The organism is Paraprevotella xylaniphila YIT 11841 (assembly GCF_000205165.1).
Lineage (GTDB): Bacteria > Bacteroidota > Bacteroidia > Bacteroidales > Bacteroidaceae > Paraprevotella > Paraprevotella xylaniphila.
This window is the reverse complement of sequence record NZ_GL883879.1, coordinates 41178-64167: the sequence shown is the minus strand read 5'-3', so window position 1 is coordinate 64167 and position 22990 is coordinate 41178. Positions and strand designations below refer to the sequence as shown.

Annotated in this window: 19 protein-coding genes, 1 tRNA gene and 1 pseudogene; 10 read left to right on the top strand and 11 right to left on the bottom strand. The window is 49.0% G+C overall.

All coding sequences use genetic code 11. The features are described 5' to 3' along the window. Positions 1 to 195: 195 nt before the first annotated feature. Genes HMPREF9442_RS12070 through rsmH form a run of 7 tightly spaced genes read right to left on the bottom strand, consistent with a single transcriptional unit; the run spans position 196 to position 9130 of the window. On the bottom strand, positions 196 to 1404 hold the full coding sequence (locus HMPREF9442_RS12070; RefSeq protein ID WP_008628999.1) for an FtsW/RodA/SpoVE family cell cycle protein: 1209 nt from the start codon (positions 1402 to 1404) through the stop codon (positions 196 to 198). 17 nt (positions 1405 to 1421) lie between these two features. Next, the gene (murD, locus tag HMPREF9442_RS12065) at positions 1422 to 2756 is read right to left on the bottom strand and encodes a UDP-N-acetylmuramoyl-L-alanine--D-glutamate ligase (protein ID WP_008628998.1); all 1335 of its coding nucleotides are present in this window, start codon (positions 2754 to 2756) and stop codon (positions 1422 to 1424) included. A 10-nt stretch (positions 2757 to 2766) separates the two neighbouring features. Then, positions 2767 to 4032 (bottom strand): phospho-N-acetylmuramoyl-pentapeptide-transferase, encoded by a 1266-nt coding sequence (locus HMPREF9442_RS12060; protein WP_008628990.1) that lies wholly within the window; start codon positions 4030 to 4032, stop codon positions 2767 to 2769. A gap of 11 nt (positions 4033 to 4043) precedes the next feature. Continuing rightward, positions 4044 to 5495, bottom strand: coding sequence for a UDP-N-acetylmuramoyl-L-alanyl-D-glutamate--2,6-diaminopimelate ligase (locus HMPREF9442_RS12055; RefSeq protein ID WP_172634409.1), 1452 nt, complete (start codon positions 5493 to 5495; stop codon positions 4044 to 4046). A gap of 15 nt (positions 5496 to 5510) precedes the next feature. Beyond that, entirely contained in the window at positions 5511 to 7673 is a 2163-nt protein-coding gene (locus HMPREF9442_RS12050; protein WP_008628986.1) for a penicillin-binding protein, read from the bottom strand. Beyond that, entirely contained in the window at positions 7670 to 8218 is a 549-nt protein-coding gene (locus HMPREF9442_RS12045) for an FtsL-like putative cell division protein (RefSeq protein WP_008628984.1), read from the bottom strand. The genes HMPREF9442_RS12050 and HMPREF9442_RS12045 overlap by 4 nt, the downstream gene beginning before the upstream one ends. 3 nt (positions 8219 to 8221) lie before the next feature. Beyond that, the gene (rsmH, locus tag HMPREF9442_RS12040; protein WP_008628982.1) at positions 8222 to 9130 is read right to left on the bottom strand and encodes a 16S rRNA (cytosine(1402)-N(4))-methyltransferase RsmH; all 909 of its coding nucleotides are present in this window, start codon (positions 9128 to 9130) and stop codon (positions 8222 to 8224) included. 195 nt (positions 9131 to 9325) lie between these two features. On the opposite strand from rsmH, the pseudogene HMPREF9442_RS12035 reads away from it, so the two are divergent. From HMPREF9442_RS12035 to HMPREF9442_RS16470, 6 genes and pseudogenes are all read left to right on the top strand, one after another. After that, positions 9326 to 10066 (top strand): annotated as a pseudogene (locus HMPREF9442_RS12035) (peptidylprolyl isomerase). 152 nt (positions 10067 to 10218) lie between these two features. Then, a complete protein-coding gene (locus HMPREF9442_RS12030; RefSeq protein ID WP_008628976.1) occupies positions 10219 to 11367 on the top strand; it encodes a PCMD domain-containing protein in 1149 nt (382 codons plus the stop codon). Positions 11368 to 11387: 20 nt separating this feature from the next. Then, positions 11388 to 12203, top strand: coding sequence for a porin family protein (locus tag HMPREF9442_RS12025; protein WP_008628975.1), 816 nt, complete (start codon positions 11388 to 11390; stop codon positions 12201 to 12203). A 20-nt stretch (positions 12204 to 12223) separates the two neighbouring features. Continuing rightward, positions 12224 to 12880 carry a calycin-like domain-containing protein gene (locus tag HMPREF9442_RS12020; protein WP_157183539.1) on the top strand — a complete coding sequence of 219 codons (657 nt, stop codon included), beginning with the start codon at positions 12224 to 12226 and terminating at the stop codon, positions 12878 to 12880. A gap of 458 nt (positions 12881 to 13338) precedes the next feature. Further along, positions 13339 to 15882, top strand: coding sequence for a calycin-like domain-containing protein (locus HMPREF9442_RS15435; protein WP_008628969.1), 2544 nt, complete (start codon positions 13339 to 13341; stop codon positions 15880 to 15882). Positions 15883 to 15899: 17 nt separating this feature from the next. Then, complete coding sequence (locus HMPREF9442_RS16470; protein WP_008628967.1) at positions 15900 to 16073, top strand: hypothetical protein; 174 nt, start codon at positions 15900 to 15902, stop codon at positions 16071 to 16073. Between the two features lie 116 nt (positions 16074 to 16189). Here the strand turns inward: HMPREF9442_RS16470 and HMPREF9442_RS12010 are convergent, their stop codons facing one another. Beyond that, entirely contained in the window at positions 16190 to 17299 is a 1110-nt protein-coding gene (locus tag HMPREF9442_RS12010; RefSeq protein WP_008628965.1) for a hypothetical protein, read from the bottom strand. 309 nt (positions 17300 to 17608) lie between these two features. On the opposite strand from HMPREF9442_RS12010, the gene HMPREF9442_RS12005 reads away from it, so the two are divergent. Further along, positions 17609 to 18055, top strand: a complete 447-nt coding sequence (locus tag HMPREF9442_RS12005) for a copper resistance protein NlpE (protein WP_008628962.1) — start codon at positions 17609 to 17611, stop codon at positions 18053 to 18055. 125 nt (positions 18056 to 18180) lie between these two features. Here HMPREF9442_RS12005 and recO read toward each other — a convergent pair whose 3' ends face one another. After that, positions 18181 to 18906, bottom strand: a complete 726-nt coding sequence (gene recO, locus HMPREF9442_RS12000; RefSeq protein ID WP_040603083.1) for a DNA repair protein RecO — start codon at positions 18904 to 18906, stop codon at positions 18181 to 18183. Positions 18907 to 19115: 209 nt separating this feature from the next. Between recO and HMPREF9442_RS16290 the strand changes: the two genes are divergently transcribed. Beyond that, positions 19116 to 19187, top strand: a tRNA-Glu gene (locus tag HMPREF9442_RS16290). Between the two features lie 30 nt (positions 19188 to 19217). Further along, positions 19218 to 19472 carry a 30S ribosomal protein S20 gene (gene rpsT / locus HMPREF9442_RS11995; RefSeq protein WP_008628959.1) on the top strand — a complete coding sequence of 85 codons (255 nt, stop codon included), beginning with the start codon at positions 19218 to 19220 and terminating at the stop codon, positions 19470 to 19472. A gap of 81 nt (positions 19473 to 19553) precedes the next feature. Here rpsT and HMPREF9442_RS11990 read toward each other — a convergent pair whose 3' ends face one another. Both HMPREF9442_RS11990 and pnuC read right to left on the bottom strand, forming a co-directional pair. After that, positions 19554 to 20195, bottom strand: a complete 642-nt coding sequence (locus HMPREF9442_RS11990) for a thiamine diphosphokinase (RefSeq protein WP_008628958.1) — start codon at positions 20193 to 20195, stop codon at positions 19554 to 19556. Next, complete coding sequence (gene pnuC / locus HMPREF9442_RS11985) at positions 20192 to 20770, bottom strand: nicotinamide riboside transporter PnuC (protein ID WP_008628957.1); 579 nt, start codon at positions 20768 to 20770, stop codon at positions 20192 to 20194. Before pnuC ends, HMPREF9442_RS11990 begins: the two co-directional genes overlap by 4 nt. A gap of 220 nt (positions 20771 to 20990) precedes the next feature. On the opposite strand from pnuC, the gene gyrB reads away from it, so the two are divergent. After that, positions 20991 to 22958, top strand: a complete 1968-nt coding sequence (gene gyrB / locus HMPREF9442_RS11980; RefSeq protein ID WP_008628956.1) for a DNA topoisomerase (ATP-hydrolyzing) subunit B — start codon at positions 20991 to 20993, stop codon at positions 22956 to 22958. Positions 22959 to 22990 lie beyond the last annotated feature (32 nt).

Sequence of the window (22990 nt, the reverse complement as noted above, 5' to 3'; positions counted from 1 at the left end):
CTCCTGAGACCGGTTTTCCAATCTACGGCAATAAATTCAAAGAATATAACTTCTTGAAAACAAGCCTTCTATACACAAAACCACCCACAAGCCTTCCACAAAGGGCAAGCAGCGGATGGAGAATCATAAATCATGACATAAAGGAAAGTCCGTTCCCTTCCCGGGAACATTACCGTCCCTCATGCGAATCTTTCTTCAATCTTCAGTTTCTTCCGTTACCTGGGGCTTTTTCTTGGCCGAACGGCTTACGCTCAGGATGACTCCCATATACACGCAATTAATCAAAGTGGAGGTACCCCCTTTACTGATTAGCGGCAAGGGTTGCCCCGTCACCGGAAAGACCCCGACGGCCACTGCCATATTAATCATGGCTTGCGTGACGAGCATCAACGATAGCCCCATCACAAGGAAAGCCGGGAAGTTCCGCTCGCACCGGCTGGCTATCCTGGCCGACCGGAAGAGCAACACGATATATAGGAACATGACGAAAGCTCCGCCGCCCAATCCGAGTTCCTCTATGACGATGGCATAAATAAAGTCGGAAAACGACTGTGGCAGGAAATCGCGTTCCACGGAATTTCCCGGCCCCCGGCCTATCACATTACATGTGGCAATGGCTATCTTGGCATGCGTCACCTGCGGATTCTTGGTCAGGTCGTAATCCGCCGCATCCTCCGGTATATTCCCATGCCCGCGTACACGACTGGCCCACGTAGGCAAACGGTGCAAGCCGGGCCATTCGCTCATGGATTCTGTCGTAGAGTCCGGTGCAAAACGCAAAAATGAGAACAAACCGGCTCCGGCAATAACGATAATGCCCAATAAGGTGCCCAACTGTTTCCAAGGTATCCCGCCTATGAACATCATCACCAGAATGACCAGGAAAGTCATGGCGGCCGTAGAGAAGTTTTCGGGGACAATCAGCGCACAGATTACCATCGAAACGCCCATAATCCACTTGAACGCACGACGTTGCGCACCGGCCTCGTCACGCATGCTCGAAAGAATCATGGCTGTCGTGGCTATCAATACGCCTTTGGCTATCTCGGAAGGCTGAAAACCGATACCGCCCACCTCAAGCCATCGGCTCGCGTTGTTCACCTTCGTGGTGAACATGGCTATCCCAAGCAAGAATACGGACAACGGTATGCCGGCCAAAGGTATCAACTTAAAATAACGGCACGGTATCTTATGCACCAAAATCGTGGCCAACACGCCTACGACGAAATATGAGGCATGCTGCAGAATCGGCTTCCAATAATACCCTGTCTTGTAACTCATATTACTGGAGGCACTATACACTTCTATGATGGATATCATGCCGAGGAAGAACAAAATCATCCAAATGACCTTGTCACCTTCGAACAGGCTCCACTTCTTTAAAACTTTTACAGGTGTGACCATCCTTTCGCTCCCTTACTTTACAACGCCCTTACCAATGATTTGAACTGTTCGCCACGGTCTTCCATGTTCTTGAATAAATCGAAGCTGGCACAACAAGGGCTCAACAATACGGTATCGCCGGGACGGGCCATTCTGTAACATGCTTCCACGCAGTCTTTCATGCTATGGGTGTCGGCAATGGGAATACCGAATGAATCGAAAAAGGCATGCAGTTTCCCGTTGTCTGCCCCAAGGAACACCAGTCCCACACATTTTTTCCGCACCAGTTCGGCTATGGCCTCATAATCATTCCCTTTGTCTTTTCCTCCCAAAATCAATACCGTGGGCGTTTTCATGCTCTCCAATGCGTACCAACAGGCATCCACGTTGGTGGCCTTGGAATCGTTGATATAATCCACGCCACGCACACGCACCACTTTCTCCAAGCGGTGTTCCACGCCTTCAAAATCACTCAGGCTCTGACGAATCACCTCGTTCTTCACCCCGGCAATGTCGGCCGTGATGCCTGCCGCCAAAGAGTTATACATATTGTGCTTCCCGGTCAAAGCCAATGACTCCTGTTCCATGTTGAACGGCGTGGGGTATTCTATCACATATTGCCCGTCGGCCAGATAACCTATCATCCCTTCTTTCTTCAAGATGGAGAACGGACACTTCTTGGCCTTGATTTGGTATTTCTCCAATTCTTTCCGGATAATCGGGTCGTCATTCCAATAAACGAAGGCATCCGTCTCTTCCTGGTTCTGCAAGATGCGCATTTTGGCATCCACATAATTCTGCATGCAATGGTCGTAACGGTCCAGATGGTCGGGCGTGATGTTGAGCAATACGGCAATGTTGGCCCGGAAACGGTACATGTTGTCCAACTGGAAACTGCTCAGTTCTATCACATAGTAGTCATAATCTTTCTCGGCCACCTGCAGAGCCAGGCTTTGGCCGATATTCCCGGCCAACCCGACATTGTAACCCGCTTTCTTGAAGATATGGTAAATCAAGGATGTCGTGGTAGTCTTGCCGTTGCTGCCCGTAATGCAAATCATCTTGGCATGCGTATAACGTCCCGCAAACTCGATTTCCGAAATGATAGGGATACCGGCCTCTTTCACTTTCAACACCATCGGGGCATCTTCCGGTATGCCCGGGCTTTTTATCACCTCGTCCGCATTCAGGACTAATCCTTCCGTATGGCCGCCGTCTTCCCACGCAATCCCGTAACGGTCCAACATGTCTACATAATGAGGTTTGATTTTTCCCATATCGGAAACAAAGACATCAAAGCCTTTTTTCTGAGCCAGCACTGCAGCACCCACGCCGCTTTCGGCCGCTCCCAATATTACCATTCTTTTCCCCATAGCTTCTTCCTTATCTAATTTTTAACGTTATAATCGTCATGGCCGCCAAGATGATCGTGATAATCCAAAAACGGACCGTAACTTTCGACTCTAACCAACATCCTTTAGGCCAGTTGCACAGCACTTTCACGTCTGGGGCCAACTGCCCCGGGCGCACCCGGAAAGTATCATGGATCGGGGCTCGCTTGAACACTCTTAACTTCAGTCCTTTCCGGTTCCCCCATCTCGCATAGTTCACTTGCAGAATCACGCTCAGGCTCTCCATCAGGAACACGAAACACATCAAGGGGATAAGCAATTCTTTATGTATGATGATGGCCGTCACGGCAATGATGCCTCCAATGGACAAACTGCCCGTATCCCCCATGAATATCTGGGCAGGATAGGCGTTATACCACAAGAAACCGACCAATGCCCCGACAAAAGCACAGATGAAGATGACCAGTTCCTCCGAACCGGGTATATACATGATATTCAGATAACTGGCAAAGGCTATATGACTGGACACGTAGGCCAATACGCCCAACGCCACACCGATAATAGCCGAATTGCCCGCCGCCATGCCGTCCATGCCGTCGTTCAGATTCGACCCGTTGGACACGGCTACCACGACCAAGGTCGTCATGACCACAAACAAGAACCACCCGGCAGCCGTCTTGTATTTTCCGCAAAAGCTCATCATCTCGGCATAATCCAAATTGTTGTCCTTCACGAACGGAATCGTGGTAATAGTCGATTTCACTTTCTCGCTTTTGTGCACAACGACTTCTGTATTGCCCAAGCGCTGTGTCGAAACATTCTCCCGAATCACTGCGTCGGGACTAAGCCACAATGTCAGGCCGACAAAAAGCCCCAAAAGGGTCTGTCCCGCCAACTTGTAAATGGGGCGCAAACCATCCTTGCTTACTTTCATCTTGATATAGTCGTCCGCAAACCCCAAAACGCCCAACCACACAGTCGTAATCAGCATCAGTATCATATAGATGTTACGCAAACGCCCGAAAAGCAAACAGGGGATGATGATGGACACAATGATAATGACACCGCCCATCGTGGGCACACCCTTCTTCTCCACACCATAGGGATCTATGGAAGCATCGCGTTGCGCCTCACTCACGTTGTGGCGTTTCATCCATTTGATGAAGTATTCCCCGAACCAGACGGAAATGACCAACGACAGAATCAAGGTCAGCAAAGCCCGGAAAGAGATGTAGGTCCACATGTGCGAACCGGGAATCCCGTACTCTCCTAAAAATCGAAACAAATAATACAACATGCGCGCAACGGTTAAATGCCAAATACTCCTTTTATTACCTCATGGTCGTCAAAATGATGCTTCACGCCTTTCACCTCCTGGTAATCTTCATGCCCCTTCCCAGCCACCAACACCACATCGCCGGGACGTGCCATCATGCAGGCCGTACGGATGGCCTCCTTACGGTCGACAATGGAGATTACCTTGCGCATTTGCTCCTTGTCCAGTCCGGCCAACATATCGTTGATAATTTCCTGCGGCTCTTCGAAACGCGGATTGTCACTGGTAATGATTACCCTGTCGCTGTTTTTCACCGCTTCCTGCGCCATAATCGGACGCTTACCCTTGTCACGGTTGCCTCCGGCACCGCAGACCGTAATGACTTCGCCGCGCCGTTTCAGTATTTCGTTCACGGTCGACAACACATTGACCAACGCATCTGGCGTATGGGCGTAATCGACAATGGCTGTCACTCCCTCCCGAGAACGAATCGTCTCGAAACGTCCGTTCACCGGGCGCAATGTACTAAGGGCTACCAAAACGTCCTCAGCCCCGCGCCCCATACAAACGGCTGCAGCGTACACAGCTAACAAGTTGGATACATTGAAACGGCCTATGAAGGGGACGCTCACCTCTTTGCCATTGACATCCAAGCACATTCCTTCAAACGACTCTTCCAACACCTTTGCCTTGAAATCGGCAACCGCACGCAAAGAATAAGTATTCACGACGGCCTTTGTGTTCTGCACCATGATCATTCCGTTACGGTCGTCAACATTCGTCACGGCAAAAGCCCCCTTGGGCAAACCGTCGAAAAATGCCTTCTTGGCATCGCGGTAGTTCTCGAATGTCTTATGGTAATCCAGATGGTCTCGCGTAAGGTTCGTAAAAATACCTCCTGCAAACTTCAGACCTGCGATACGGTGCTGGGCCACGGCATGCGAACTGACTTCCATGAAAGCATATTTACATCCTTCGTCTGCCATACGCCCCAACAAACGGTTCAACGTAATCGGGTCTGGCGTGGTATGCTCTGTCGGGACAGCCTCGTCATCTATATAGTTGCAAACCGTGGAACAAAGTCCGCACTTATAACCGAACACCCGGAACATATTATATAATAAGGTGGCAATCGTAGTTTTCCCGTTCGTACCGGTCACTCCGACAAGTTGCAATTTGGAGGTCGGGTCACCGTAAAACACCGTAGACAACCGCCCCACCGCACTTTCGGAATCCTTCACTTGTACGTACGTCACCCCTTCAGCCTGCACCTCTGGCCATGCCTCGCACACTACGGCCACGGCTCCTTTCTCTATCGCCTTGCCGATATAAGCGTGACCGTCGGCCTGCGTCCCTTTGACGGCGACAAACAAATCGCCCGGCTGCACAAGCCGGGAATCCATATTGATTCCCGTAATGTTCCGTGCGGTATCGCCTTCGACCCGTACGACACTCACGCTTTTCAGCAAAATATCTAACTCCATCATCATGCTTCCCTCTTATCTTTTTAATTTAATCTGTATGGTTTGCCCTTTCTTATATTTGACGTACGGCGGGATGCTCTGCGAAACCACACGCCCCACGCCTTCCAATTTCACTTTCAATCCCCGGCTCTCCAACATATACACGGCGTCTTTCGCCCCCATGCCTTTCACGTCCGGTACGATTTCCATCGGCGTATTGTCACCGCGCAACGTCACGGCATTCCCGCTGTTCACCGCTTTCCCCCAAACGCTCTTTCCACCTTTGTCCGTGCTCCAGTCTTGTTTAAAAGGAATATCCAGTTCTTTCAGTACTGCCCGCGTGGCATTCAAGTCACCGTCCAACACATCCGGGACGAAGACGGAAGCCGAATCTGATGCTTCCGACACATCGCGATATACCCCTTTCGCCATGACGCTTTGGGCAATCTCGCTGAACACCGGACCGCAATGCCCCCCTCCCGAAGCAGGCAGGCCGGACTTTTGTATCGCGACGATGCAACTGTATTTCGGCCGGTCTGAAGGATAATAGCCGCAGAAACTGATAAGATATTTCATCCGGCCTCCATGATAGCCGCCCTTGCCTTGGGCCACTTGTGCCGTACCGGTTTTCCCCGACACCTTGAAATCCTTGCATCCGGCTTTCTTGCCCAGTCCCTTACTTACTACCATTTCCAGTATTTCCTGAATGTCGTCCAGGGTCTTCGGAGAGCATATCCGCTCTTTGATGACTTCCACCGGGAATTCGCGCACGATTTCGCCATTCTTCCGGACGGCTTTTACAAAACGCGGACGTACCATCTTTCCACCGTTGGCTATGGCATTATAGAAAGTCAATGTGGCTATCGGCGGTATCTGGGTCTCATACCCGATGCTCATCCACGGCAAGGCCGTCTTCGACCAATTGCTGCCGTCCTTCTTCGGGCGGCGCACCCGCGGCTCTCCGCTTCCCATCAAAGGTATATTCAGGGGAATGCCCACTCCTTCACGATACAGCCCGTCCACGAATTTTTCCGGATGGTCTTTATAGTTGTCGTCTATCAAGCGGCTGACCCCGATATTGGAAGAATACATCAGCACTTCAGGCACACTGATTCTTCCGTAACCGCCACGCCGCCAGTTGTGATCCTTCATCACCCGCCCGTGCATCTCCCACTGTCCGTTACCGGTGTCTACGAAATCATTCTTCGAAATCTTTCCGTCCTCCAGTGCCACCATGATGGACGCGGTCTTAAAAGTAGAACCGGGCTCCATTAAGTCAGACACGGCGTTGTTCTTTACCTCGCGATACTCGCCATCCGCACATTTCGTCATGTTCACAATGGCCTTCACATCTCCCGTGGCCACCTCCATCAGCACTACCACGCCCACGTCGCCATTGATGTTTTTCAACTGTTTCAACAACGCCTTTTCCGCCGCATCCTGCATGGACACATCGATGGTCGTTTCAATATCATTACCATCCACCGGAGGGGCATCCACCAGACTCAACCACTTGTTACGCACCTTGGCACGATGGGACACGCCTTCCTTGCCCCTCAAAATGGAGTCGTAGGAAAGCTCCAGGCCGTAACGCGCCGAATCCTTACTGGCATACAAAGCCCCCAACGTACGCGTGGCCAATGAGCCGTAAGGCTTCTTTCGTTGATTGAATTCCTCTGCATAGAACCCGCCCTTGAAAGGAGACTCACGGAACAACGGCAGTTTCTTGCACTCCTTATACTGGATATAAGAGATTCGCCGACCGTATATCTGCCAGTTCCTCCGTCTCAACTTTTTTCCCTTTTTCAGCCGTTTCTTGAAATATCCGGCGGTTTTATCGGGAAAGATTTTACTCAACCCCCGGGAAATGGAATCCAAGTCGGCCATCAACACGCTGTCCCTCCAAGCCTGCAGTTCCTTGGCCGTCTCCGGATTCTTGTCCGACGCGACATAATCCATATAGATCTTATATTCCGGCAAGGAGCTGGCCATAATCTGCCCGTCTGCCGAAAGGATGTTTCCACGCTTGGCAGGAATGGGCACATTCTCTTTTACCAGTTTACGGCTCACCTGCGTCCAATACTCGCTCTCCACGAACATCAGGTAGGCCGCATTGCCCAATATATACAAACCGCCCAAGCTCATCAGTACGATGACCACGAAGAAACGGGGCATTATCTTTTTATTGTCGAAGTTCATTCTTCTTCCTCGTTTTGGGATTTAATCAAAAAAGGAGGTTCTTTCGGACTTTGCAGCACGCTGTCCGGAGTCTGTCTCAAACTTTTTTCTATCTGGCTTTGCCGTGTCTTTACGGTCAACTCGCTAGAACGGGTCAGCGCACGGTATCTCACCTCCGTCAATTCCGTCTTCAACTTTTCAATCTCAATCATCTCCTGCTCTGCGGAATAACGGTTCGTGATATAAATGATGGCAAAAAACGTACAGAGTAAAATCAATCCCATCTGGCGACGCAACCACCCGGCCGTAAGGATATCCCCACCCAATATCTCGCGTAAAGACACGTTAGGACGTTGGTCCACGCCCTCACTCTCCGTGAAAGCCTTGATAGGAGACAGTTCACCCGGCCCGGCCTTTTCCTCGTCGCCCGGCACCACGCCATCCCCCTCGGACAGCCCCCCGCCCGGCTCGGCCTCCTCTGCTCCGGGACTTCCGGCAGCTTCCTCCGTGGGCACACCGACGAGTTCCACGTCCGTTTTTTCTTCCAAATCCAGTTCTTCCTTCATCCTTTATTTCTTTTCCGCGATTCTCAACTTGGCACTGCGGCTACGGGGATTCGCACGCTGCTCCTCTTCTCCCGGCACTATCACTTTATTATGGACAGCCCTGAGCGGACAATCCACATTGCCATAGAAATCCTGTATCCGCTTGCCCTCCACATTTCCGGTTTTGACTAAATTCTTCACCATCCGGTCCTCCAAAGAATGATAGGTCAACACCACCAAGCGGCCTCCCGGGCGGAGCAATTCGACCGCAGCCGTCAACATCTCCTTCAAGGCGTCCATCTCCTGGTTCACTTCTATACGCAAAGCCTGGAACACCTTAGCCAATTCTTTCTTCTCCCGGTCACGCTCAAACAAAGGCTTTACGACCTCCATGAACTCTTCCGTCGTCTCAATCCTCCTGTGCATACGGGCTTTCACCACCCATGAGGCTAATTTACGGGCATTCTTCAATTCGCCGTACAGGTAGAAAATGTCGGCCAACCGCTCTTCCGCGTAATCATTCAACACATCCGCCGCTGTCAACTGCGCCCGCTGGTTCATCCGCATGTCCAACCTCCCGTCGAAACGAAACGAGAAGCCCCGTTCCGCATCATCGAAATGGTGGCTCGACACGCCCAAATCAGCCAGCAGGCCGTCCAACTCTCCCACGCCGTAATAGCGCATCCAGTTCTTCAGGTACCGGAAATTGCTCCGGACAAACGTAAAACGTCCGTCAGCAACGATATTCGCCTCGGCATCTTCGTCTTGGTCAAAACTATACAAATGCCCGGCCGTATCCAGTCGGGACACAATCGCCCGGCTGTGCCCTCCTCCTCCGAAAGTGACATCGGCATATACCCCGGCAGGATTGACCACCAGACCGTCTACACATTCTTTCAACAAGACAGGGACGTGATAAACTGCTTCTTCCATCAATATTTTACATTACGCGAGGTCAAAGGTACGAATTTTCATAGACACATACACCTTATTATAATAAAATATTTATCGACATGCTGTTAATAACTCCATGAAGAAAGAACGCGAGGCATCTGCAAGAAAAAGAGCGATTTTTTTCCCGGCAGAAATAGTTTTTACTATCTTTGCCCACAGTTAGACTGAAACCTTATGAAAAAACTCTTGTTATTGGTATTCCTAATAGGAACAACCGCATTTCACACCCAAGGGAAAATCCGCGAAAAACGTTCGATTGTGCGACTGGAAACCGCAATGGGCAACATTCGTATCGCGCTGAACGACGAAACACCGGTCCACCGGGATAATTTCCTCAAATTAGTTTCAGAAGGATTCTACGACGGAACGCTCTTCCACCGCGTCGTGAAAGACTTCGTCATTCAAGCAGGCGACCCGAATTCCAAACAGGCTCCGGGCGGAAAGATATTGGGAGAAGGAGGGCCGGGATATATGTTGGCTCCCGAAATAGACCTGCCTTTCCAATACCATAAAAGAGGAGCGGTGGCCATGGCGCGCGAAAATGACGCAAACAACCCGGACCGCCTAAGCAACGGGTCGCAATTTTACATCGTATGAGGAAAGAAATACCGCCCCCGGGAACTGGCCTTTGCCTGGACCGCGCTGAAAGGCGGTGTGTACGGTGATTTTGAAACCAACAGGAAAATGGAGCAAGAATACCTCACCACCGGAGGCACACCCGGGTTAGACGGAGGATACACCGTATTCGGCGAAGTCATAGAAGGGCTCAATGTGGTAGAAAACATCCAATCCACCGCGACAGACTCCCACGACCGCCCGCAAACCGACATCGTAATCCTGCATGCCGTGGTAGAACAAAAATCAAAGAAGGCCGGAACAACAGGTAAAAGACAGCATTTGCCAGGATTATATTAAAAACATCCGATTTCATCGGTGTTTTCTTTTCTATTCGTCTGCCTACGCACGAAAGGAAATAATGGTAAAATAACTCTTTATACCGTTTTTTGCGATTTAACCAACCTTTTTCATTACCTTTGCCTTGGTTTTAATCTAAGACTTGTATATTCATGAAGAAAATCTTATGCGGACTTTCTCTTTTTGCCGCTTTTTCGTTAAGCTCTTGCATACAAAACGAACCCGCCAACTCTGAGTGTGATATAGAAGAGGCTTATGTTCTCGCATCTGACGAGGAGGCTTTGTTCTTCACCCCGAATGACGCAGTGAAGGACGTGGCGTCGTCCGACACGTCCATCGTGTTTTATCTGCGCGAAGACTTCACAGACTCCACGCAGTTGCAAGCGTTGAAAATAAACTTCAAGCTCACTCCGGGTGCCTCCATCACACCCGAAAACGGTAGTGTGCAAGACTTCACGCACGGCGGCATACGCTACCGGGTCATGTCCGAAGACCGGCAATGGCACCGGGATTATCATGTAAAGTTTGCACTCATACAGCCCATAGAGACCGACCTTTCTTTTGAAAACATTAAGATGGAAGCCAATGGACGTTATTACGAGTGGTTCGAAAAATCGGCACACGGCAACGACGTCCCCCAATGGGCTACCGGCAACCCGGGTTACGCCATCAGCCGTTCGTCAGCCAAACCCGACGAGTTCCCTACGATACCGTGGACAAAGGATGCCATAAACGGACAATCCGTCAAGCTCGAAACGTGTGACACCGGTCCTTTCGGTGTCATGGTCAATATGCGCATCGCAGCAGGCAACTTGTTTATCGGGACGTTTGATGTGGCCAACGCCTTGAAAGATGCCATGGCCGCCACGCGCTTCGGCCTGCCGTTCAACAAAAAACCATTGCGCTTTGAAGGATATTACAAATTCAAGCCAGGCGAAAAATTCCAGAACAGAAAAGGCACCATCATTGAAGACCGCATTGACGAACCGGACTTATATGCCGTATTATACAAGAACACGGACGGGCACGGGCAACCTGTCACCCTGAAAGGCGATGACGTATTGACCCACCCTAACATCGTGGCTTTGGCACGCATCCAAAATCCGGTGCATGATTTCAACACATGGACCCGCTTTGACATCCCCTTTGAATATAGCGGCAACGTAAACGAGAAACTACTAAAGGCTTACGGCTACAACCTGGCTGTCGTCTTCACTTCCAGCATCGAAGGAGCCAGTTTCTGCGGCGCCGTTGGAAGCACGCTGTTGGTAGATGAAGTGAAAGTGGTTTGTGAAGAATAACCCATAATAAAGAAGAGAACATGAAACATCTGAAATATATCCTAATCTTTGCCCTGTCATCAGCCATGGGCACGTTACAGGCACAAGACCTCAAAGAACTGATGAAGGAAAACCGCGAGAACCGGGAAGCCAACTATGCGAAATGGGGACCGACATCCGACCACGACGGTATGGGTTATGTCGTCAGGGCCGGATTCGTGCTAGGCGGAACGACTCCTCTTCCTCTTCCCAAGGAAATCCGTAAAATCAACGAATTCGCTCCGAAGGGCGGTTTCAGTTTAGGAATAGACGGATATAAGTACTTCAATACGAGATGGGGACTTTCCGCCGGACTTCGTTTTTTCATGCAAGGCATGCGCACGGGGGCTGAAGTGAAAAACTACAACATGGCCATCGTGATGGGCGAAGACGTGGTAGAAGGACGTTTCACGGGGACGGACATTACCGAGACCCGCATGACGGGATTCACGATTCCCGTAACGGCCACCTACCGCGTGGGTGCCAGATGGACATTCAATCTCGGCCCTTACGTCAGCTATTGGATTTATCGTGACTTCGACGGCGAAGTCTTCGACGGCTATTTGCGCGAAGGCTCACCCGTGGGACAAAAGATAACCATCGGTACCGACAATCCGGCTTCTTACGACTTCAGCGACAACATGCGCCATTTTTCTTGGGGGATGGAATTCTGTGCCGACTTCCGTATAAAGAAGCATCTCAACGTCTTTGGACTGTTGGACTGGGGTATGAACGATGTGTTCAAAAGCGACTTTGAAACCGTCACGTTCTCACTCTTCCCACTCTATGCCACTTTCGGAATGGCTTATTATTATTGATCACTTAAAAAAATATGAATATGAAGAAGTTATTTACCTTATTATTATTTTGTGCAAGCCTCACGCAAGGGTACGCCATGAACGCTGCTTCAACAGGAAGCAAGGCATCTAAAGAGTACACAGACAAACTCGTTGTCACCATTAACGGTGAATCCAGTCCTGAACAAACTACTAAAATCACGGTAGAGACCCCCAAAGACGGCATCATGAACATTACACTTCCCAACTTCTGTCTTAGCGCAGGAGAAGACATGATGTATGTAGGGACAATCAAGGTGAATGAAATCCCGTTGACAGCTTCTGGATTGTATAACACATTCACCACGAACCAGACCATACAAATCGAGGCCGGAGACATACCTATTGAAGGCATGTGGCTCGGTCCTATGTTAGGCGATGTGCCCCTACAAATGGTAGGTAAAATTTCCGATGACAAATTCTACACTACAATCGACATTGAAATGGTCTTGCTCGGACAAACTATCCACGTCGTATTCGGCACGGACGATTTTGGTTCTTCCATTCATTCTGCCCTGTCTGAAAAGCAAATGCAAACGACAAACGTCTACACTCTGCAAGGCATTCTCGTGAAGGGCAATGTGGAAAAAGCCCATGCCCTCGACGGATTGCAGAAAGGCATTTATATTGTAGACGGCAAGAAAGTTATCAAAAAATAAAGTAACGGGCTGCGATTCCCCCAAAAAAAGATGACAAATGCCGATGGAGGAGACTCCATCGGCATTTGTCATATAAACAGCTGAATACAAGCCACTTCCCAAACCTCAACGACCTTCTTCGAAAAACTGCGGAGAACGAAAAATCAATCTGCTTAGAATGATTTTCCATTCTCCTGAGATCAATTTTTCAATCTCCTGAGATTGATTCGCTCCCTTCTGCCAATGGCATCCGGATTTTCGTTATATTGACACAACGCCCCACCTGCCCCATTTCTCTTCTTACCCTGCCCCATCCCGTCGGGCAAAAACGGTAAACCCGTGATTCTACTGAAATTACTACCGTAAAAGCCGAAAATACTACCGAAACAGGAAATGCCCTTTTGGCCTTTCTGCCTACTTTTGTATTGGCCAAAAGAACTAAAAGCGGCTATTTACAAACTATAAAAAGACAGATAAGAATGAAGAGATTGTTTACTTTGTTATTGGGGGCAACATTTGGCTGCGGAATACAAGCGCAATATCTCCCAAATACAGGTTTTGAAGCATGGAAAGAAGTTTGCGGTAGTTCCTACCAATCAAGTAAAAGCGGACAAAGCGGTGGAGCCGAAGGTTTCAGGCAACGCCCGGGAACCGAACCAATGGATTGGAACGGTTCAAGCGTAAACCAAAAAGTTTGGGCTATCTTTTTTCCACAAGAAAAACAAGAAAAACTCATAACACAAGGTGTAAGCAGAAACGGAACAAAATCCGTGGTTCTCACCAATAAATTTGTCGGTGTCGGTACTATAGGTAGCAATGCACCCGCTTTCATCACATTTGGCACCCCGTGGGTTTATGCCATTTCTACTATTGAACAGTGTGATGGCGGTGTATATGGCGGGACAAATTTCACTTTCCGCCCGGATGCCATCAGAGGATGGTACAAACGTACGCCATCCACAGAGGGAAATGAAAACGCCCACATAATCGCCTATCTGTGGAAAGGGACCTACAGCTCAGAAATCAAGTCACACACAGCAAACGACATAAAAGAAGATGTAGACCGCGTTGTTATGGGAAAAGAGAGTGGAACGGCAAACGGGACGCTCATTGCGTCATGCGACTATGGATTCGCCACTACCACAAACAATGACTGGCAAGAAATCATCGTGCCGCTAAATTACGAAAAAGGGCAAGAAAACACCATTCCTGAAAAAATGAATGTCATCATTTCAAGTGCCGATTATTGGACGCGTGCTAACATCAAAGACCAAAGCATACTGGAAGTGGACGACGTGCAATACTTGTACTATTCCCAATTAGCCGAACTCTCGTACGACGGCAAAAGCATCGACGGTTTCAGCAAAGACAAATACGAATATACCATCACGGCAGATTACGACGAAAGCAAACTTTCCGCTAAAGCCGACGGCATAGGCGCCACCGTGAAGAAGTCTTACGATGAAGAGACACACAAGCTTACCATCACGGTGAAGGGGAACGACATCAGTGCCAATACAGAAAACTTCCATACTTACACGTTGGAATTCAAGCAGGCAGAAGAACAAATACCCTTGGAAAGCACCGACTATTCCGGCTTCTTGACCGTGACCGTCAATGGCAATTCCGCAGATTCCCAAATCACAACTATCCGATTAATCAAGAATACGGACGCGTCCTATTCCTTCGCCTTGGACAACTTCATATTGGGGGCAGGCGAAGATGCCATGCCCATAGGTAACATCTTATTGAAAAACCTAACCGTAAGCGAAGACGGGAAGACCTTTACCGCAAACCAAACCATACAAATCACAGAGGGAAACAAAGAAGGTGTTACAAGTTGGCTCGGACCGCAATTGGGGGATGTCCCCGTGGTGCTCTCTGCCACCAAAAACGGTGACAACATGACAGCCGACATCGACATTGACATGACTAGCACTATCGGACAGGTCATTAAAGTCTCTTTCACGCCAGTACTGGAAACCAAGTTTACCAATCCATTGCTCGTGACCATCAACGGCAATTCCGCAGATCCCCAGATTACAACTATCCGATTAATCAAGAATACGGACGCGTCCTATTCCTTCGCCTTGGACAACTTCATATTGGGGGCAGGCGAAGATGCCATGCCCATAGGTAACATCTTATTGAAAAACCTAACCGTAAGCGAAGACGGGAACTCCTTTACCGCCAACCAAACCATACAAATCACAGAGGGAGACAAAGAAGGTGTTACAAGTTGGCTCGGACCGCAATTGGGGGATGTCCCCGTGGTGCTCTCTGCCACCAAAAACGGTGACAACATGACAGCCGACATCGACATTGACATGACTAACACTATCGGACAGATAATTAAAGTCTCTTTCGCACCAGAACTTGTCATAAACGGCACCACAACGTTAGAAGTGACCGGAGGAGGGCTTTACAACGTGACTCTCTCCCGTAATTTTGCGGCAAATTGGAACACGATATGCCTACCATTCGACACTACACCCACTACATTAGGTGCAACACAGGTACAAGCTTTCACCGCTTGCGACGGAACTACACTCACTTTCACTAAAACAGAAAGCATGATGGCCAACACGCCCTATCTCATTTATTTTGAAAAGGCACCTGCCACTCCCTTGTACATCAGCACAGAAATCAAAGCAACCGTCCCCACTTCCGTAACCCACGGCAACGTGACCTTCGTCGGCAACTATGAAGCAGGCAAGAACATGGAAGGCCTTTACGGCGTAGCCGAGAAAGCAGGCGAACAGTACATCATGCGCGGCGGAAAGGGCAGTACACTGGGCAGCACAGGAGCCTATTTCACCGTAAGCGGATCTGAAGTGAATACCCTGCGCATCCGCCTTGAGGGAACCGGAACCGGCATCTCCGACGTGGAAGCCGGGAAAGGCGGCCAAACCTTCGACATCTATAGCCTGAACGGCATCAAGGTGCGCAGCCAAGCCACCACTACCGACGGCCTGCCCAAAGGCATCTACCTCATCAACGGAAAAAAACATATCGTAAAATAAAAACAGGAGACACCGAAATGAAAAAGAACATTTATACCACGCCCGTTGTGGGAATAGTGAAATTGGACACAACAGGAATTATCGCGACATCCGCACTGGGCACCGGGGACAGGAACGACATCGAAATAAAGGATGAAATCTTCGAAGGCGAATTCCGTTCCAACCGGAATCACTGGGAAGGACTCTGGTAAGGCTAAACCTGAACTTTATCCATAACGCAAGTGTGGGGCGCAGCACGGAACGCAGTTCCGGCCCGCCCCACATTTCTGTTTCCCGGCACTTTGCCAAACAGAAAACAAGCACAATGCTAAGCCTTGGCGTTGAGGGCAGACCTTTTCTTCAGGTAATCGTCCAACTTCATGCCTTCCATACGCTCAAAGCAAATACGGGCGGTCTTGGACGAGCCGAAACCGACAACGACACAATCGGCCACCGAGACGATTGAGCCGTCGGCCACTCCGCGCTTCAATGCACTGATACGGTAAGAATTGATGTAGTCGTGGCAATTGTTATAACCTTGGCTCCGGAGGCATTGCAATAACAAATGGCGGTTGATTCCCGTGGCCTCGCACAAGCGGTCGCGCCCGAACGTGTTGTCTTGCCACTCACGGTCATGTTGCATGAAGAACTCCACCCGCTCAAAACGACGCCGGTTGGTTTCGTTGAAGTCCTCCTTTTCGGCCTGCACGATAACCTCTTCCGTGGGTGCTTCATCCACCTCTACAATCTCTGGCTTAGGCAAATGGATGGCCATGGTCTCCAATGTCCGATAGAACAAATACATATTCAAAAGACAGAACAAATAGAAATAGACTAATAACAACATGGCATTGAATACTGCCGTAACTACTATATAGAACACCATATTCAGCCCCATGGCGGTCACGTAACCTTTCAAATAACGGGGTATCTCGGCATTCTTGACCAACAACCGGGGCAGGCGAAGTATATTGGTCACATAGTAGACAGACAACCCCAAACCTGCCAGACGGAACAACATGTCCGGCCCCCACCAACACTCTGCCAGTTCGGAGTAGGTATGGACAATCACCGGACGGTTTCCCAAAAGCAGACTGGCGACATATAATATAATAAGGAATATGGCCGGCGAGGCATAACGCCACATCCGTCCCCACTGCAAATATCCCGGCATGGGGATGCTCAAGGGATAAATGCCCTGAAGAAAAGAAGTCACCACCAACAACAAAAGCATGAAAGGATGGAGCAAGCCGACATTCGCGAACTTGAGCAAGGGCATGAACGGGAAGGACACACAAGTCAACACTCCGAATATGCCCATAATCCATGCCAAGGACAAGTATTGCACCTTATAACGGGAATACAAGAACAACACGGAGGCCATCATCAAGTGGATGGTAGCAATGACGACGAGGGTAATAAGAATATAGGTCTGCATATCAGGCAAAGATATAAAAAACAGCCCAGTTGCAAAAGCCTATGGATAAAAAATTGATTCTGATTGCTGTTGACGCCACTTTCCGTAAAGCCCCGTCTTTTGCGGCAGGCGACGGTTGCCAATAATCCGGAAAACTCGTTAGCCAACAAGATTGTGCACATTGCCTTTTTGCCCAAAGGGTCCTCTGGTATGTTAAAGTCGAAAAGATTATCCGGGTTCATGATTTCATTCCAAAAATAACATGTACTTTTGTGTGTCTTGAAGAAACAACTGTTTTAAGGCAAACTTATAAAAGAAAGGATCTTAAGTATGAAAAAAATGAATCAGATCTTGGCAGCAGCCTTGTTGGCTTGCATGGCCGCCTGCACAAGCAACCAGAAAAAAGAAGCTGCAACAACAGAAACGACAGAAACGGAAGCAGCCACAGCCGTCGGCGACACAACTGCCCTCGCCATGACGGGCACCTTTGAAGGTATATTTCCGGCTGCATCCTGTGAAGGCATCCGCGCTTCACTGACAATCAATGCAGACAGCACTTATACCTATAAAAGAGAATACATCGGCGAAAAAGACGGGAAGTATGAAAGCAGCGGCATTTACCACCTGAAGGCAAAGGACTTGATTGAACTGATTACTCCTTCTTCCGGAGAAAAGACTTATTTCAAACGTGTCGAAACAGGCTTTATGCTGTCTGACAGCCTGGGCACAGTCAATCAAGGCGAGCTTACCGGACACTATATATTGAAAAGACAATAGACTTTTCATTTGGCACACGCAAAAGGAAGAAGCCACATAGGCTTTTTCCTTTTGTGATTCAAAGCTTTCTTGCATATCCCTTAAGGACATACAAGCCCCGGACATTGCTTCCCCCAAGCTCGGAATCAGGCAAAAACCTCCTTCAGGACATCCAAGGATTTCAATTCAGGGAACTCCGGGACATGCAGCCTGTAATACTCATCCAACACCTCTAAGTAACGACCGCGCTCCAGACGGTTCATCGCAAAAAAACGCATCGTATCATAGTTCATCCGCATGAAGAGGGGGATGAGATCCGCCTCTTGCGGTTCCAAATATGCATGGCGAGACGGGGAAGAGGACACAAAACAAGCCTCCACCATGTCGAAACAATCCCCCTTGTGCCACTCCTCCACGTTGGGATAGAAACCAAGAAACCGCGTCAGCCGTGTGAGAAAAACCAGATGGAAGTTTGAGAACCCCTCCCCACTGGCATCCAACCATTGCAAAGAATAGAGGATATAGGAAAAAAGTGTGTCGCTCCCCTCTTCATGTTTCAACACACGGCAAAGGAATTCGGCCAGGAACAAAGCCATGGAAGACTTACGTGGGTCGTACGGCAACGTCTGATAAACATACTTGAACCGCACATCCCGTATGCGCTGCAAAGCCGACTTCTGCCGGTAGTCGAAATCTATCTCCAAAATGGAAAGCGGCCGAAAGAACACACCTTTGAGGGCCGCCTTACGCGATTTTGGCAACTTTACCATGAAAGACACCGTCCCACGTATGGCCGTATAGATATCCACAATCAAAGAATTGTCGTTGTATTTTAGCGTACGCAACACCACGCCTTGCGTTTTTTCCTGCATAAATCTCCATTTTTGGGGACTAAAATTAGGAAAAACGACCGAAATACGGGAAAAAATCACCAAAAACACATTTTTTTGAAAGATTTTCCTCGATTTATTTTGTCGGTTCAAAGAAAAGCCATACCTTTGCATCGCAAATGAGAACGGTAGTCTGCAAATGACTTGAAAACGGTTTCAGAAAGCAAAAGAGCGAAAGCTCAAATCGCGTTGGTCCCTTCGTCTATCGGTTAGGACGAGAGATTTTCATTCTCTAAAGAGGAGTTCGACTCTCCTAGGGACTACTAAGTTGAACGAATTATTTAAACGTAAAGATGGCAAACCATAAATCATCATTAAAAAGAATACGGCAGGAGGAAAAAAGAAGACTCCACAATAGATATTACGCGAAGACCATGCGTAATGCTGTTCGTAAGCTTCGTGCTACGACAGACAAGGCTGAGGCTACAGCGATGTATCCCAGTGTACAAAAGATGTTAGACAAATTGGCTAAAGTAAACATCATACACAAGAATAAAGCTGCCAATTTGAAATCTAAATTGGCCATTTACATCAACAAATTGGGATAATTCCGATAGTATCATATATAGGAAAGAGTTGAAGTTTCTTCAACTCTTTTTTTGTATCTGTACCCATTGGGCAAACTGTCCCTAAGAAACCGTCGGCATATTGATGAACACTAAATACTCCCCCTCCCCACGTATCACGAACTCTTCACCGGTCGCCTCGTTCAACGTCCCTTGCCACCAGTTGGCAAAATCGCGCAAAGGATAAGCCAGACCTTCCCCACGCAAGCCTCGCGTGCCGAAAGCAAAAATCGAAACCTGTACTCCCTTGCAACAGAAGAAACGGCAATCCCCTTTCACCGGTACGAAAAAACCATAATCCGTATACATACGTACTTCCGCTCCCATCCGCATATATTCCATCAACAGGCTGATATTCCCCAAAGTATGATCTTCCCTACGCCCCGTGGCACCGACAATGGCAATCCGACGAAATCCTTTTTCCAACAGATAGCTCACAGCTTTGGTCTGGTCGTTTGTCTCTTGGTCCGGATTATACCGGATAATACCCGCATATCTTTTCTGGTTTTCCACGCTCAACGAATCTCCATCCCCTACAATCCTGTCCGGCACGCGTCCCGACTCTAAACAACGGTCGGCCGCCCCGTCACAACATACCGTAAAAGGAGCTGTATCCAGTATCCTCAACGGCAAAGCCGACACGGGAAACTCCCCATTCCCCACGACCACCGCTTCCGGCACAAAATCCCAACCGACCCGTCTCATTTCTCCTCTTCCATCATTCGTATCCATTTCTTATATCCTCCGATAGCAATTAGGGCATAAAGGCCGTACAGTCCGGCCGTAAAATAAAGTTCTTTATAAACATACAATCCACAGCAAACCACATCGACTATAATCCACACCAACCACTGCTCTACGTATTTACGGGCCAGCATCCATATTCCCACGATACTCAAAGCCGTCGTAAAACTGTCCGACCAAGGCACGTCACTATTGGTAAACTCTGTTAAGATCCAGGCAATCAATACCAAAGTGACCACAAAGACCGAGAACAGAGGCACATAAATCCGGGGAGGAGTATGGGTTATCGGCAGAGCAGAAACAGCGTCCTCCTTTCCGCCCCACCCGTATTTCCAACTCAACCATCCGTACGCAGCCGCCAACAGATAATAAACATTGATAGCAAAATCTGCGTATAACCCTGCTTCATAATACACGAAAATATAGATGGCCGGCATGACTACACCTACTATCCACAAATAAATGCTAGCTTTATACTCTAGCCAAAGATAAATCAGACCGACACAGGTACCGGCTATCTCCAGACAATTACCCATCACCTCTTTTTCCAATTATTAAAAAACCGACATCATGACCCGGCAACTTCTTTAAACGGCAAAATTACACTTTTCGGCCGACGCAAGCAAACATCCTCGTCTAAACACGACAAACCCACAGGATTTTCACGGTTACATAAAGGGCAAAACCCTCCTTTTTCCTTTCCCCTTTCAAAGTTTTTGCGTATATTTGTGCGTTAAATATGAACGAATTAAAACTATGTCAGAAGAAGAAATAAAAGGCACAAATTATTCGGCCAGCAGCATTCAGGTGTTGGAAGGACTGGAAGCCGTACGCAAACGTCCGGCGATGTATATCGGAGACATCAGCGAGAAAGGTTTGCACCACTTGGTTTATGAAACCGTGGATAACTCCATCGACGAAGCACTTGCCGGCTATTGTACTCACATAGAAGTCACTATCAATGAAGACAACTCCATCACCGTACAAGACAACGGCCGCGGTATTCCGGTAGACATGCATGAAAAAGAGCACAAGTCCGCATTGGAAGTCGTAATGACCGTACTTCATGCGGGTGGCAAGTTCGACAAGGGTTCCTATAAGGTGTCCGGAGGTCTTCATGGTGTCGGTGTGTCTTGCGTAAACGCCCTTTCTACCCACATGCTTTCGCAAGTCTTCCGGGAAGGCAAGATTTACCAACAAGAATACGAATGCGGCAAGCCGCTTTATCCGGTCAAGGTCGTAGGCGAAACCGAACTTCGGGGCACACGCCAACAGTTCTGGCCGGACAGCAGCATCTTCATCACGACCACTTACAAATATGAGATTCTGGCCAACCGTATGCGCGAACTGGCATTCCTGAATGCCGGTATCACCATTATCCTGACCGATATGCGCGAAAAGGACGAGAACGGTGTGCCGCGCAGCGAGACATTCCACAGCAAGGACGGCCTGAAAGAATTCGTGCGCTACATTGATTCCAGCCGTATCCACCTGTTCAACGACGTGATATACCTGAACACGGAAAAGCAAGGGGTTCCTATCGAAGTAGCCATCATGTACAACAACGGTTATACGGAAAATATCCACTCCTACGTCAACAACATCAATACCATAGAAGGCGGTACGCACTTGGCCGGCTTCCGCACGGCACTGACCCGTACGCTGAAGAAATACGCTGAAGACGAATACGCCAAGGAATTGGAAAAGCTAGAGAAGAACAAGGTGGAAATTTCCGGCGAGGACTTCCGCGAAGGACTTACCGCCGTCATTTCCATCAAAGTGGCCGAACCGCAGTTTGAAGGACAGACCAAAACCAAATTGGGTAACAGCGAAGTAGCCGGTGCCGTACAGCAAGCCGTAGGCGAAGCCTTAAGTTATTATTTGGAGGAACATCCAAAAGAAGCCAAACTGATTGTGGACAAAGTCATCCTGGCTGCGACAGCACGTGTGGCCGCCCGCAAGGCCCGTGAAAGCGTACAGCGCAAGAGTCCGATGTCGGGCGGCGGTATGCCGGGCAAGTTGGCCGACTGTTCGGACAAGGATGCAGCCAACTGCGAACTGTTCATCGTCGAGGGTGATTCGGCCGGCGGCTCTGCCAAGCAAGGGCGCAGCCGTCAATATCAGGCCATCCTCCCCATCCGCGGTAAGATATTCAACGTGGAGCGTGTCATGTGGCACAAGGCTTTCGAACATGAAGAAGTGAACAACATCATACAGGCTTTGGGCGTACGTTTCGGCTTGGGCGAAGACAGCAAGGAAGCCAATTATGAAAAGCTACGCTATTACAAAGTAATCATCATGACCGATGCCGATGTCGATGGTTCCCACATTGACACACTGCTGATGACGCTCTTCTACCGCTACATGCCCGAACTCATCCAGAAAGGCCACTTGTATATCGCCACTCCTCCGCTTTATCGTTGCAAGAAGGGTAAAATCGAAGAGTATTGCTATACGGAAGCCGACCGCCTGCGTTTCATGCAACAATATAACAACGGTTCCGAACAAGGCATGACAACCCAACGCTACAAAGGTTTAGGAGAAATGAATCCGGAACAGTTATGGGAAACTACCATGAACCCCGAAACACGCCTGCTGAAGCAGGTCACCATCGAAGACGCAGCCGGAGCCGATTACGTGTTCTCCATGCTGATGGGCGAAGATGTCGGACCGCGCCGTGAGTTTATCGAACAGAACGCCACTTACGCCAATATCGACGCATAAACATGGACGGGCAATGAAAAGCCCCCTGCCAT

Bases quoted from the DNA above. Each gene is read 5' to 3' on its own strand.
- HMPREF9442_RS12070 (WP_008628999.1), bottom strand. From the start codon at position 1,404: ATGGTCACACCTGTAAAAGTTTTAAAGAAGTGGAGCCTGTTCGAAGGT.
- murD (WP_008628998.1), bottom strand. From the start codon at position 2,756: ATGGGGAAAAGAATGGTAATATTGGGAGCGGCCGAAAGCGGCGTGGGT.
- HMPREF9442_RS12060 (WP_008628990.1), bottom strand. From the start codon at position 4,032: ATGTTGTATTATTTGTTTCGATTTTTAGGAGAGTACGGGATTCCCGGT.
- HMPREF9442_RS12055 (WP_172634409.1), bottom strand. From the start codon at position 5,495: ATGGAGTTAGATATTTTGCTGAAAAGCGTGAGTGTCGTACGGGTCGAA.
- HMPREF9442_RS12050 (WP_008628986.1), bottom strand. From the start codon at position 7,673: ATGAACTTCGACAATAAAAAGATAATGCCCCGTTTCTTCGTGGTCATC.
- HMPREF9442_RS12045 (WP_008628984.1), bottom strand. From the start codon at position 8,218: ATGAAGGAAGAACTGGATTTGGAAGAAAAAACGGACGTGGAACTCGTC.
- rsmH (WP_008628982.1), bottom strand. From the start codon at position 9,130: ATGGAAGAAGCAGTTTATCACGTCCCTGTCTTGTTGAAAGAATGTGTA.
- HMPREF9442_RS12030 (WP_008628976.1), top strand. From the start codon at position 10,219: ATGAAGAAAATCTTATGCGGACTTTCTCTTTTTGCCGCTTTTTCGTTA.
- HMPREF9442_RS12025 (WP_008628975.1), top strand. From the start codon at position 11,388: ATGAAACATCTGAAATATATCCTAATCTTTGCCCTGTCATCAGCCATG.
- HMPREF9442_RS12020 (WP_157183539.1), top strand. From the start codon at position 12,224: ATGAAGAAGTTATTTACCTTATTATTATTTTGTGCAAGCCTCACGCAA.
- HMPREF9442_RS15435 (WP_008628969.1), top strand. From the start codon at position 13,339: ATGAAGAGATTGTTTACTTTGTTATTGGGGGCAACATTTGGCTGCGGA.
- HMPREF9442_RS16470 (WP_008628967.1), top strand. From the start codon at position 15,900: ATGAAAAAGAACATTTATACCACGCCCGTTGTGGGAATAGTGAAATTG.
- HMPREF9442_RS12010 (WP_008628965.1), bottom strand. From the start codon at position 17,299: ATGCAGACCTATATTCTTATTACCCTCGTCGTCATTGCTACCATCCAC.
- HMPREF9442_RS12005 (WP_008628962.1), top strand. From the start codon at position 17,609: ATGAAAAAAATGAATCAGATCTTGGCAGCAGCCTTGTTGGCTTGCATG.
- recO (WP_040603083.1), bottom strand. From the start codon at position 18,906: ATGCAGGAAAAAACGCAAGGCGTGGTGTTGCGTACGCTAAAATACAAC.
- rpsT (WP_008628959.1), top strand. From the start codon at position 19,218: ATGGCAAACCATAAATCATCATTAAAAAGAATACGGCAGGAGGAAAAA.
- HMPREF9442_RS11990 (WP_008628958.1), bottom strand. From the start codon at position 20,195: ATGAGACGGGTCGGTTGGGATTTTGTGCCGGAAGCGGTGGTCGTGGGG.
- pnuC (WP_008628957.1), bottom strand. From the start codon at position 20,770: ATGGGTAATTGTCTGGAGATAGCCGGTACCTGTGTCGGTCTGATTTAT.
- gyrB (WP_008628956.1), top strand. From the start codon at position 20,991: ATGTCAGAAGAAGAAATAAAAGGCACAAATTATTCGGCCAGCAGCATT.